The organism is Salmonella sp. SG203 (assembly GCF_013350575.1).
GTDB lineage: Bacteria > Pseudomonadota > Gammaproteobacteria > Enterobacterales > Enterobacteriaceae > Salmonella > Salmonella enterica.
The window spans coordinates 77,391-89,864 of record NZ_SNMT01000019.1; the positions used below are offsets into that span (position 1 = coordinate 77,391).

The following is a 12,474-nucleotide window of genomic DNA, read 5'->3' on the forward strand; positions in this document are numbered from 1 at the left end:
CCGCTTGTTCGGGGCGCAAGCATAGCAAAAGCCATGCGCGAAGTTAATTATACACTTCATCCTTTAAGCCGTATCTGGATTAGCGTTGGTTGCCAGAGTTCACGCTAATTTAACAAAAATACAGCATCCCGATGATGAACGCCGTATAATGATGCGCTTACCAAGAGGCTACAATGGACGCCATGAAATATCACGATTTACGCGACTTCCTGACGCTACTTGAGCAGCAGGGGGAACTAAAACGCATCACGCTACCTGTGGATCCTCATCTGGAAATCACGGAAATCGCTGACCGCACGCTGCGTGCCGGTGGACCGGCGTTGCTGTTTGAAAATCCTAAAGGTTACGCCATGCCGGTGCTGTGCAACCTTTTTGGCACGCCAAAACGCGTGGCGATGGGCATGGGGCAGGATGATGTTTCCGCCTTACGGGAAGTGGGTAAATTATTAGCGTTTCTGAAAGAACCTGAGCCGCCGAAAGGCTTTCGCGATCTGTTTGACAAGCTGCCGCAGTTTAAGCAAGTGCTGAATATGCCGACGAAACGGTTACGCGGCGCGCCTTGCCAGCAGAAAATCGCGTCTGGCGATGATGTCGATTTAACGCGTCTTCCAGTCATGACCTGTTGGCCGGACGACGCCGCGCCGCTGATTACCTGGGGACTGACGGTAACGCGTGGCCCGCACAAAGAACGGCAAAACCTGGGCATTTATCGTCAGCAGTTGATAGGTAAAAATAAGCTGATTATGCGCTGGCTGTCTCACCGCGGCGGCGCTCTGGATTTTCAGGAGTGGTTAGCCGCGCGTCCGGGTGAACGTTTCCCGGTCTCCGTCGCATTGGGCGCCGATCCGGCGACGATACTTGGCGCCGTGACTCCTGTTCCCGATACTCTGTCGGAGTATGCCTTTGCGGGCCTGCTGCGCGGCACGAAAACTGAAGTGGTTAAATGCCTTTCTAACGATCTGGAAGTGCCTGCCAGCGCCGAGATTATCCTTGAAGGTTACATTGAGCCGGGAGAGATGGCGCCGGAAGGACCGTATGGCGATCATACGGGCTATTATAATGAAGTGGATAACTTTCCGGTCTTTACCGTCACGCATATTACGCAGCGTGAGGATGCCATCTATCACTCCACCTATACCGGGCGTCCGCCCGATGAGCCTGCGGTATTAGGGGTGGCGCTCAATGAAGTCTTCGTGCCTATTCTGCAAAAACAGTTTCCGGAAATCGTCGACTTTTATCTGCCGCCGGAAGGGTGTTCTTACCGCCTGGCGGTAGTGACGATGAAAAAGCAGTACGCTGGTCATGCGAAACGCGTCATGATGGGCGTCTGGTCGTTTTTGCGCCAGTTTATGTATACGAAGTTTGTTATCGTTTGCGATGATGACGTTAACGCACGCGACTGGAATGATGTGATCTGGGCGATTACCACCCGTATGGACCCTGCGCGGGATACGGTGCTGGTTGAAAATACGCCGATTGACTACCTGGATTTTGCCTCGCCGGTCTCCGGGCTGGGTTCAAAAATGGGGCTGGATGCCACAAACAAATGGCCGGGCGAAACCCAACGCGAGTGGGGTCGTCCTATTGTTAAAGATCCTGAAGTTACCGCGCGTATTGATGCGATTTGGGATGAGCTGGCTATCTTTAAATAACTGAAAGCGGACATCGACATTTCAGGCTGCGGCGACTCGGCTTGAAAAATGTCGGTATTGACCCGACACCCGACAGAGGGAGCGCATGACAACCTTAAGCTGTAAAGTGACCTCGGTAGAAGCTATCACCGATACCGTATATCGGGTTCGTTTAGTGCCGGACGCGGCGTTTTCATTCCGCGCTGGTCAGTATTTGATGGTCGTAATGGACGAGCGTGACAAACGCCCGTTTTCGATGGCTTCAACGCCGGACGAGAAAGGGTTTATTGAATTACACATTGGCGCCTCCGAGCTCAATCTGTATGCGATGGCGGTCATGGATCGGATTCTGAAAGACCGGGAAATCGTCGTCGATATTCCGCATGGCGACGCCTGGCTACGTGACGATGAAGAGCGTCCGTTGATTCTGATCGCGGGCGGTACGGGCTTTTCTTATGTGCGCTCCATCCTGTTGACGGCGTTAGCGCGCAACCCGGCCCGCGATGTTACCATTTACTGGGGCGGTCGCGAAGAAAAGCACCTCTATGATCTCTCTGAGCTGGAAGCACTCTCTGTTAACCATCCGAATTTGCGTATTGAACCTGTTGTCGAGCAGCCGGAAGAAGGCTGGCGTGGACGTACAGGAACGGTACTTACGGCGGTATTGCAGGATTATGGTACGCTGGCGGGGCACGATATTTATATTGCCGGACGTTTTGAGATGGCGAAAATCGCCCGCGATCTGTTCTGTCATGAGCGTAACGCGCGGGAAGATCGTCTGTTTGGCGATGCGTTCGCATTTATTTAACTATTTTATGGGACGCAGTAGCGTCCCTTTTTACGTTAGCCTACCTAAAAGTCCTCTTAAATATTAATTAATCGTCAACTATAAAACGTTATGATATTGAATATCTACAGGCTTTGTATTGCGTGTAATAAATTAAGTAATATTATGTCCTGAGGCTATCAATAAAAATAGTTAATTATATATGCTTCATTTATTTTTATAAAAGAAACATAAAATGGAAAGTTAGTTATTTATTTATAAGATGGAGAGTGTTATGAAATTTAAATATGCTTTAACTTCTCTCGCATTATCTGTTGCAATTTTGTCATCAGTACCTTCTACTGCTTTCGCCATCGGCGGCGCCAGCGGCGCTAAAGTGGACTATCAGGTCCAGGGAAAAATTGGCGAAGTTGTTATGAACCCCTATGATATCGCGCCGCTAACCGCCGTTATTCGTAATGGCGGTTACCAGTTACGTGACGTGCATGTACGGATTGTCCCCAAAGAAAATGGCCAGGAGATCGCGTATAAAGTTAATAATAAATACCTTTTAACGTATGGCGGTATTCCCGTCTTTGGTCTTTACCCGGATTATGTCAATACCGTTGAAGTTGAATATACAAGAATCCAGGGTAGTAAAACCGAAAATATAAAAGAAAGCTATAAAATGTATGCACCGCCTGCCTATATTGAATCAGCGGGTACAAAAGAAGAACAATCAGCACTCTTTACTATCGATGTTAAAAAGGTTTCCCCAGAATTTAAAGATCGCTTGTATCTTTTGAATAATACGAAAGATAAGTCTGGGAATGGAACGCGTACTGTCTGGAACAACCCTACTGGGGGTGCATTAGAATGGAACTTCACTACAGCTAACGCTATTATCGACACCTCCGGTGATATTCGTTGGTTTATGAATCCAAGTTCAATTTATGATTTAAAGTCAATTTATCGTGCTGGCGTTATGATGGGCTTTAAACAAAACCAGGATGGCGCACTATCGTGGGGCTACGGTCAGCGTTATGTGAAATACGATATCATGGGGCGTGAAATCTTTAACCGCCGCCTGCCGGATAATTATAACGATTTTTCACACTCAATGGATAACGCGGCCAACGGTCACTACTTCCTGCGTGTAGCCAGCTCTAACTATAAACGTCCTGATGGGAAAAATGTTCGTACCGTGCGTGATGTGATTGCCGAAGTTGATCAGAACGGCGTGGTAGTGGATGAATGGCGTCTGTTTGATATCCTCGATCCTTATCGTGATGTGATAATGAAAACCCTCGATCAGGGCGCTGTGTGCCTGAATATCGACGCCAGCCAGTCCGGCCATACGTTGAGCGAAGAAGATCTGGCGGCGCTGGACTCCTCCGACAAATTCGGGGATATCGTGGGTAGTGGGGCTGGCCGCAACTGGGCGCATGTCAACAGCGTCGACTATGACAGTGAAGATGATTCCATCATCATCAGCTCCCGCCACCAGAGTGCGATTATCAAAATCGGCCGCGATAAGAAAGTGAAGTGGATACTGGGTACGCCTGCTGGCTGGAAAGCGCCATTTAATGCCGCAATTCTGACGCCTGTGGATAGCAAAGGCCAAAAAATCGCCTGCCAGGACAGTGGCTGCGAGGGTGACTTCGACTGGACATGGACGCAACATACGGCCTTTAAAATTGATAGTAAGAGTAAAGGCGATATCTTATACCTTTCCGCTTTCGACAATGGCGATGGCCGCGGCTTAGAACAGCCTGCTATGCAGAGTATGAAATACAGCCGCTCCGTGATTTACAAAATCGACCAGAAAAACAAGACAGTCCAACAGATCTGGCAATACGGTAAAGAGCGCGGGAACGAGTGGTTTAGCCCGGTAACCTCTATCACCGAGTACCAGACTGACAAGAATTCTGTGTTCGTGTATTCCGCAACAGCAGGTGGTGCGTTTGATTTATCGGTAGGCGCATTTACCAGCTTGCCTAATCCGTATCTGGAAGAGTTCAAATGGGGAGAAAAAGAGCCTGCGGTTGAAATGCAAATACATGGTGCGCGTGGATATCAGGCTATGCCATTTAGCCTGACCAAAGCGCTTACTGAGTAGAGCGGGCCATACGGTGAAAAAACCCGCCCCTGACGGGCGGGAAAAACGGCAACTAAACTGTTTCCCGTCATAATTCGCGCAGCCTCTTTGTTGGCTGCCTTTGCTCACCCCGGGCACATAGTTATCTATGTGCCCGGGGATTCGCTCAGTTGCCGCTGCGCTGCAATGCGAGTTATTTAGGGGATATTATCTTTGATTAAACCCGCTCAAACACCGTGGCGATGCCCTGACCCAGACCAATACACATCGTCGCCAGACCAAACTGCGCGTCTTTGCGCTCCATCAGGTTGATAAGCGTGGTGCTGATACGTGCTCCGGAGCAGCCGAGCGGATGACCAAGCGCGATCGCGCCGCCGTTGAGGTTGATCTTCTCGTCTATCTGCTCCATCAATCCCAGATCCTTAATGCATGGCAGGATCTGTGCGGCAAACGCTTCGTTCATCTCAAACACATCGATATCGCTGGCTGACAGTCCCGCTTTTTTCAACGCCAGTTTTGACGCCGGAACCGGCCCGTAACCCATAATTGACGGATCACAACCCACCACTGCCATTGAGCGAATACGGGCGCGAGGTTTCAGACCCAGCTCACGGGCACGACTTTCGCTCATTACCAGCATGGCGGCTGCGCCATCGGAAAGCGCGGATGAGGTGCCCGCCGTGACCGTGCCACTAACCGGATCAAATGCCGGACGCAGCGTTGATAGCGCTTCGACCGTGGTTTCCGGGCGGATCACTTCATCGTAGTTAAACTGCTTCAACACGCCGTCTGCATCATGACCGCCAGTCGGGATAATCTCCGTTTTGAATGCGCCAGACTGCGTGGCGGCCCAGGCGCGAGCATGAGAACGCGCGGCGAACTGGTCCTGCATTTCCCGGCTAATGCCGTGCAGGCGGGAGAGCATTTCCGCCGTTAGCCCCATCATCCCTGCCGCTTTGGCGACGTTGCGACTCAGACCCGGGTGAAAATCCACGCCGTGACTCATCGGCACGTGCCCCATATGCTCCACGCCGCCAACCAGACAAACCTGCGCATCGCCGGTCATGATCATTCGCGCTGCATCGTGTAACGCCTGCATCGAGGAACCACACAGACGGTTGACGGTGACCGCCGGTACCGAATGGGGAATTTCTGCCAGCAGCGCGGCGTTACGGGCAATGTTGAAGCCTTGCTCCAGCGTTTGTTGTACGCAGCCCCAGTAAATATCATCGAGGGTGGCCGCTGTAAGCGACGGATTACGCGCCAGCAGGCTACGCATTAAGTGGGCGGAGAGATCTTCCGCCCGCACGTTGCGAAACGCGCCGCCCTTCGAACGGCCCATCGGGGTGCGAATAGCATCGACAATGACAACCTGTTCCATTGTGACTCCTTAAGCCGTTTTCAGAGAACCAACCGGACGGGCTGGTTCAACCGGGGGATAATACGGTTCGTTATGGCGCGCTTTATTACGCAGCCCTTCCGGCACCTCATACAGCGGGCCGAGGTGTTGATACTGCTGCGCCATATCAAGATATTTCGCGCTGCCCTGTGTATCCAGCCAGCGGAATGCGCCGCCGTGGAACGGAGGGAAGCCCAGGCCGTAGACCAGCGCCATATCGGCTTCCGCCGGGCTTGCGATAATGCCTTCTTCCAGACAGCGAACCACTTCGTTAATCATCGGTATCATCATACGGGCGATTATCTCGTCGTCGCTGAAGTCGCGTTTCGGCTGGCTGACGCTTGCCAGCAGGTCATCCACCGCGGCATCTTCTTCTTTCTTCGGCTTACCCTTGCTGTCTTCTTTATAGCGCCAGAAGCCCAGACCGTTTTTTTGCCCAAAACGGCTGGCGTCAAACAATGCGTCGATCGCGTCGCGATACTCTTTCTGCATCCGTTGCGGGAAGCCTGCCGCCATTACCGCCTGCGCGTGATGCGCGGTATCAATGCCGACAACATCCAGCAGATAGGCCGGGCCCATCGGCCAGCCGAACTGTTTTTCCATCACTTTATCGACCTTGCGGAAATCCGCGCCGTCGCGCAGCAGTTGACTGAAACCGGCGAAATAGGGGAACAGCACGCGGTTAACAAAGAAGCCGGGGCAGTCGTTGACTACAATCGGCGTCTTGCCCATTTTGCTTGCCCAGGCGACGACTTTGGCAATGGTTTCGTCTGAACTCTTCTCGCCGCGAATGATTTCAACCAGCGGCATCCGGTGTACCGGGTTGAAGAAGTGCATTCCGCAAAAGTTTTCCGGACGTTCCAGGGCGCTTGCCAGTTCGCCAATCGGGATGGTGGAGGTATTTGAGGCCAGCACGGTTTCCGGGCGCACTTTCTGCTCGGTTTCCGCCAGTACCGCTTTTTTGACTTTCGGATTTTCGACTACCGCTTCGACAACAACATCTACGCGATCGAAACCGGCATAATCGAGAGTCGGGTGGATGGTCGAAATGACGCCCGCCAGCTTCAGACCGTCGATCTTGCCGCGCTCCAGCTGTTTGTTCAGCAGCTTGGCCGCTTCGGTCATGCCGAGGTTCAACGATTTATCGTTGATATCTTTCATGATGACCGGTACGCCTTTCCAGGCCGACTGGTAAGCGATACCGCCGCCCATAATACCCGCGCCCAGTACGGCTGCCTGTTTCGGCGTCTCAATATCTTTGGTCAGCTTTTTGGCTTTACCTTTTACATATTGATCGTTGAGAAAGATACCGACCAGCGCACGAGCCTCATTGGTATGCGCCAGCGGAACAAAGCTTTTATTTTCCAGATTCAGCGCTTCTTCACGACCAAAACGCGCGGCGGCTTCAATGGTTTTCACTGCGGTCATCGGCGCCGGATAATGTTTACCCGCCGTTTGTGCGACCATGCCTTTAGCGATGGTAAAGCTCATCGCCGCTTCAATCTTACTGAGTTTCAACGGTTCCAGTTTCGGCTGGCGTTTAGCTCTCCAGTCGAGATCGCCGGTAATGGCCTGGCGTAACACCGCTATCGCGCCTTCAATTAGCTTCTCTTGTTTGACCACGCCGTCCACAAGGCCGATTTTCAGCGCGTGCTCAGCACCGACATCTTTACCTGCCGCGATAATCTCCAGCGCGCTGTCTGCGCCCAGCATACGCGGCAGACGAACGGAGCCGCCGAAACCCGGCATGATGCCCAGTTTAGTTTCCGGCAGACCGATACGGAGGTCTGGCGTCGCCAGACGGTAATCGGTGGCCAGCACGCATTCGCACCCGCCGCCCAACGCATAGCCGTTTACGGCGGCAAGGGTCGGTACGGGTAAATCTTCCAGACGGTTAAAGACGCTATTAGCGAAATGCAGCCATTGGCTTAACTGCTCTTCGGGGACGAGGAACAGTGAAAGAAATTCGGTGATGTCCGCGCCGACAATAAAGGCCGCTTTATTAGAGCGCAGCAGCAGCCCTTTTAAATCGTGTTGCTTTTCCAGCACCTCAAGCGCCTGGCCGAGGCTGGCGACGGTTGCGGTGTCGAGTTTATTGACCGAGCCTGGAGCATCGAACACCAGTTCGGCGATGCCATCTTCCAGCCAGTCGAGGTACAGGGTGTCGCCTTTATAAAGCATGTCAGTCTCCTGAATCCACAAGGTGATCTGGTCGTACCAGATGAAGCGAAGTGTGTATTTTGTGTTAAAAAAATGCAAATAAATGATTAAAGAAATGCCGATGTGATCACGCTCGGCAGAGATCACGCTCTCGTGGGGCGATGTGCTAAGATGCGGGAACTTGAGGTCAAAAAAACAGAAGGGTAAAAAATGGAATCACTGGCCGCGCTCTATAAAAATCATATTGTTACCTTACAAGAACGGACGCGCGATGTTCTGGCGCGCTTTAAGCTGGATGCGTTACTTATTCATTCCGGCGAGCTTTTCAACGTCTTTCTCGACGATCACCCTTATCCGTTTAAGGTCAATCCACAGTTTAAAGCGTGGGTGCCGGTAACTCAGGTTCCAAATTGCTGGCTGCTGGTCGATGGCGTCAACAAACCCAAATTGTGGTTTTATCTGCCGGTCGATTACTGGCATAACGTTGAACCGCTGCCAACGTCCTTCTGGACAGAAGAAGTCGAGGTCGTCGCCTTACCGAAAGCGGATGGCATCGGCAGCCAACTGCCTGCCGCGCGTGGCAATATCGGCTATATCGGCCCGGTTCCTGAGCGCGCGCTACAATTGGATATCGCTGCCAGCAACATCAACCCGAAAGGTGTTATCGACTATCTGCATTACTACCGCGCCTATAAAACGGATTATGAACTGGCCTGTATGCGCGAAGCGCAGAAAATGGCGGTGAGCGGTCATCGGGCGGCGGAAGAGGCCTTCCGTTCCGGCATGAGCGAGTTTGACATCAACCTGGCGTACCTGACCGCCACGGGACATCGCGATACCGATGTTCCATACAGCAACATTGTGGCGCTGAACGAACATGCCGCCGTGCTGCATTACACGAAACTGGATCATCAGGCACCGTCTGAAATGCGCAGTTTCCTGCTGGATGCGGGCGCGGAATACAATGGCTACGCGGCGGATCTGACGCGAACCTGGTCGGCGAAAAGCGATAACGACTACGCCCACCTGGTGAAAGATGTTAACGACGAACAGTTGGCGCTGATCGCTACCATGAAGGCGGGCGTCAGCTATGTGGATTATCATATTCAGTTCCATCAGCGCATCGCGAAGCTGCTGCGTAAACATCAAATCATTACCGACATGAGTGAAGAGGCGATGGTGGAAAATGATCTCACCGGGCCGTTTATGCCGCACGGTATTGGTCATCCGTTGGGTCTGCAGGTACACGATGTGGCCGGGTTTATGCAGGATGATTCCGGTACGCATCTCGCCGCGCCGTCCAAATACCCGTATCTGCGCTGCACGCGTGTGTTACAGCCGCGAATGGTGTTGACCATCGAACCGGGGATTTACTTCATCGAATCGCTGTTAGCGCCGTGGCGCGAAGGGCCGTTCAGCAAGCACTTCAACTGGCAGAAAATTGAAGCGCTCAAGCCTTTTGGCGGTATTCGCATTGAAGATAACGTGGTCATCCACGAAAACGGCGTGGAAAACATGACGCGGGATTTAAAACTGGCGTAATGGACAGTTGGTTAATCCCTGCAGCGCCGGTCACCGTTGTTGAAGAGATCAAAAAAAGCCGCTTTATTACGCTATTGGCGCATACCGATGGCGTAGACGCGGCGAAAGCGTTTGTTGAGTCAGTCAGAGCTGAGCACTCTGATGCGCGCCACCATTGTGTGGCGTGGGTGGCGGGTGCGCCGGACGACTCACAGCAACTGGGCTTTTCAGACGACGGCGAACCGGCGGGAACGGCAGGCAAGCCGATGCTTGCGCAATTGATGGGTAGCGGCGTCGGAGAGATTACTGCCGTCGTCGTGCGCTACTATGGTGGTATTCTGCTGGGTACGGGCGGGCTGGTAAAAGCCTATGGCGGCGGTGTGAATCAGGCATTACGTCAGCTTGCCACACAACGCAAGACGCCATTAACCGAATATACTTTGCAGTGTGAGTACGGTCAGTTGGCCGGAATCGAAGCATTATTAGGACAGTTTGCCGGGAAGATCGTTTCCAGCGATTATCAGGCGTCTGTTCGGCTCAGGGTGGCGCTTCCTTTTGCTCATGTGAATGCATTTTCCACAAAACTGGCGGATTTTAGCCGTGGTTCATTGCAATTGTTAGCGATTGAAGAATAATCCCCACCTCATTTTTAAGAATAAAGGAAGCGGCAGAGATGCATTTTCGCGCCATTACCCGAATCGTTGGACTACTGGTTATCTTATTTTCGGGGACAATGATTCTCCCGGGACTGGTAGCGCTAATATATCGTGATGGCGCAGGAAGAGCGTTCACGCAGACCTTTTTTGTCGCGCTGGCGATCGGTTCCATACTGTGGTGGCCAAACCGTAGGGAAAAGGGCGAGCTGAAATCCCGCGAAGGATTTCTTATCGTGGTGCTGTTCTGGACCGTGCTGGGCAGCGTGGGTGCGCTGCCGTTTATTTTCTCGGAAAGCCCAAACCTCACCATTACCGATGCTTTTTTTGAATCGTTCTCCGGGTTAACCACCACGGGCGCCACTACGCTGGTGGGGCTGGATTCATTACCGCACGCCATTCTCTTTTATCGTCAGATGCTGCAATGGTTTGGCGGTATGGGGATCATTGTGCTGGCGGTGGCGATTCTCCCTATCCTCGGCGTCGGGGGGATGCAGCTCTATCGGGCGGAAATGCCGGGGCCGCTGAAAGATAACAAAATGCGCCCGCGTATTGCCGAGACGGCGAAAACGCTGTGGCTTATCTATGTCTTGCTAACGGTAGCCTGCGCGCTGGCGCTATGGTTTGCAGGGATGCCCGCGTTTGACGCTATCGGACACAGCTTCTCCACTATCGCTATCGGCGGCTTCTCAACGCATGACGCCAGCGTAGGCTATTTTGATAGTCCCACTATTAATACCATCATCGCTATTTTCCTGCTGATCTCCGGTTGTAACTATGGCCTGCATTTCTCTTTATTAAGCGGACGTAGCCTGAAAGTATACTGGCGCGATCCGGAATTCCGCATGTTCATCGGCGTACAGTTGACGCTGGTGGTGATCTGCACGCTGGTACTGTGGTTCCATAATATCTACGACTCGGCGCTGACAACGCTAAATCAGGCGTTCTTCCAGGTTGTGTCGATGGCGACAACGGCAGGGTTTACCACGGACAGCATTGCGCGCTGGCCGTTGTTTTTGCCCGTCTTGCTGCTATGTTCCGCGTTTATTGGCGGTTGCGCCGGGTCAACGGGCGGGGGGTTAAAGGTCATCCGTATTCTGTTGTTGTTTAAACAGGGGAACCGCGAACTCAAACGTCTGGTGCATCCGAATGCCGTTTACAGTATTAAGCTGGGGAACCGGGCGCTGCCAGAACGTATTCTGGAAGCCGTCTGGGGATTCTTTTCTGCCTACGCGCTGGTATTTATCGTCAGTATGCTGGCCATTATCGCTACAGGCGTAGATGATTTCTCGGCTTTCGCCTCGGTAGTGGCTACGCTTAATAACCTGGGACCGGGGCTGGGGGTGGTTGCTGATAACTTCGCCAGTATGAATCCGGTTGCGAAATGGATACTCATCGCCAACATGCTATTTGGTCGTCTGGAAGTATTCACTTTGCTGGTACTTTTTACCCCGACTTTCTGGCGTGAATAATGGAGTAACACGTGAAAACATTGATTCTTTTCTCTACCCGGGACGGACAAACGCGCGAAATTGCCTCTTATCTGGCTTCTGAACTCAAAGAGATGGGGATCTGGGCCGATGTCGTTAATCTGCATCGCGCAGAAGAGCCGGACTGGGATAGCTATGATCGCGTAGTGATTGGCGCATCTATTCGTTATGGTCATTACCACAGCGCCTTTCAGGAGTTTGTTAAGAAATATGCCACGCGGTTGAACGGAATGCCGAGCGCCTTTTATTCCGTTAACCTGGTGGCGCGTAAAGCTGAAAAACGGACGCCGCAGACTAACAGCTACGCGCGTAAGTTTTTAATGAGCTCTCCGTGGCGACCTGACTACTGTGCCGTCATTGCAGGCGCGCTTCGCTATCCCCGCTATCGCTGGTATGACCGTCTGATGATCAAGCTTATTATGAAGATGTCGGGCGGCGAAACGGATACCAGTAAAGAAGTGGTGTACACCGACTGGGAGCAAGTTGCGCACTTTGCCCGTGAAATAGCCCATTTAACCAACAAATCGTCGGCAAAATAAACGCAAAGAATAAAAAGTGCGCACTCAGAAAATTATTTTAAATTTCCTCTTGTCAGGCAGAAATAACTCCCTATAATGCGCCACCACTGACACGGAACAACGGCACACAGGCCGCCGGGTCAGCGGGGTTCAGACCAGAACCTCACGGAGAAAAGCGAAAATAAACGCTTGACTCTGAAGCGGGAAAGCGTAATATGCACACCCCGCGCCGCTGAGA

At 52.3% G+C, this 12,474-nt stretch carries 9 protein-coding genes; 7 read left to right on the plus strand and 2 right to left on the minus strand.

The window, feature by feature from the left end:
- Positions 1 to 173 precede the first annotated feature (173 nt).
- The 3 genes from ubiD (at position 174) to HV477_RS21350 (ending at position 4,516) form a co-directional block, all read left to right on the plus strand.
- Positions 174 to 1,652, plus strand: coding sequence for a 4-hydroxy-3-polyprenylbenzoate decarboxylase (gene ubiD / locus HV477_RS21340; protein ID WP_000339760.1), 1,479 nt, complete (start codon positions 174 to 176; stop codon positions 1,650 to 1,652).
- Positions 1,653 to 1,737: 85 nt separating this feature from the next.
- Positions 1,738 to 2,439 (plus strand): NAD(P)H-flavin reductase, encoded by a 702-nt coding sequence (gene fre / locus HV477_RS21345; protein ID WP_000209831.1) that lies wholly within the window; start codon positions 1,738 to 1,740, stop codon positions 2,437 to 2,439.
- Between the two features lie 253 nt (positions 2,440 to 2,692).
- On the plus strand, positions 2,693 to 4,516 hold the full coding sequence (locus HV477_RS21350) for an aryl-sulfate sulfotransferase (protein ID WP_000669887.1): 1,824 nt from the start codon (positions 2,693 to 2,695) through the stop codon (positions 4,514 to 4,516).
- A 196-nt stretch (positions 4,517 to 4,712) separates the two neighbouring features.
- Here the strand turns inward: HV477_RS21350 and fadA are convergent, their stop codons facing one another.
- Both fadA and fadB read right to left on the minus strand, forming a co-directional pair.
- Positions 4,713 to 5,876, minus strand: a complete 1,164-nt coding sequence (gene fadA, locus HV477_RS21355; RefSeq protein ID WP_000438778.1) for an acetyl-CoA C-acyltransferase FadA — start codon at positions 5,874 to 5,876, stop codon at positions 4,713 to 4,715.
- Between the two features lie 9 nt (positions 5,877 to 5,885).
- Positions 5,886 to 8,075: a fatty acid oxidation complex subunit alpha FadB gene (gene fadB / locus HV477_RS21360; protein ID WP_000966001.1), complete on the minus strand. Its 2,190-nt coding sequence runs from the start codon at positions 8,073 to 8,075 to the stop codon at positions 5,886 to 5,888.
- A 189-nt stretch (positions 8,076 to 8,264) separates the two neighbouring features.
- Between fadB and pepQ the strand changes: the two genes are divergently transcribed.
- From pepQ to hemG, 4 genes are read left to right on the plus strand one after another with little or no spacing between them, the layout of a single operon-like run.
- A complete protein-coding gene (gene pepQ / locus HV477_RS21365; RefSeq protein ID WP_000444529.1) occupies positions 8,265 to 9,596 on the plus strand; it encodes a Xaa-Pro dipeptidase in 1,332 nt (443 codons plus the stop codon).
- Positions 9,596 to 10,210: an IMPACT family protein gene (locus HV477_RS21370; RefSeq protein WP_175065368.1), complete on the plus strand. Its 615-nt coding sequence runs from the start codon at positions 9,596 to 9,598 to the stop codon at positions 10,208 to 10,210. The genes pepQ and HV477_RS21370 overlap by 1 nt, the downstream gene beginning before the upstream one ends.
- A 38-nt stretch (positions 10,211 to 10,248) precedes the next feature.
- Entirely contained in the window at positions 10,249 to 11,700 is a 1,452-nt protein-coding gene (gene trkH, locus HV477_RS21375) for a Trk system potassium transporter TrkH (protein ID WP_000545688.1), read from the plus strand.
- 11 nt (positions 11,701 to 11,711) lie between these two features.
- Positions 11,712 to 12,257 carry a menaquinone-dependent protoporphyrinogen IX dehydrogenase gene (gene hemG / locus HV477_RS21380; protein ID WP_000853982.1) on the plus strand — a complete coding sequence of 182 codons (546 nt, stop codon included), beginning with the start codon at positions 11,712 to 11,714 and terminating at the stop codon, positions 12,255 to 12,257.
- Positions 12,258 to 12,474: the final 217 nt, after the last annotated feature.

Bases quoted from the DNA above. Each gene is read 5' to 3' on its own strand.
- fadA (WP_000438778.1), bottom strand. From the start codon at position 5,876: ATGGAACAGGTTGTCATTGTCGATGCTATTCGCACCCCGATGGGCCGT.
- ubiD (WP_000339760.1), top strand. From the start codon at position 174: ATGGACGCCATGAAATATCACGATTTACGCGACTTCCTGACGCTACTT.
- HV477_RS21350 (WP_000669887.1), top strand. From the start codon at position 2,693: ATGAAATTTAAATATGCTTTAACTTCTCTCGCATTATCTGTTGCAATT.
- trkH (WP_000545688.1), top strand. From the start codon at position 10,249: ATGCATTTTCGCGCCATTACCCGAATCGTTGGACTACTGGTTATCTTA.
- HV477_RS21370 (WP_175065368.1), top strand. From the start codon at position 9,596: ATGGACAGTTGGTTAATCCCTGCAGCGCCGGTCACCGTTGTTGAAGAG.
- fre (WP_000209831.1), top strand. From the start codon at position 1,738: ATGACAACCTTAAGCTGTAAAGTGACCTCGGTAGAAGCTATCACCGAT.
- pepQ (WP_000444529.1), top strand. From the start codon at position 8,265: ATGGAATCACTGGCCGCGCTCTATAAAAATCATATTGTTACCTTACAA.
- fadB (WP_000966001.1), bottom strand. From the start codon at position 8,075: ATGCTTTATAAAGGCGACACCCTGTACCTCGACTGGCTGGAAGATGGC.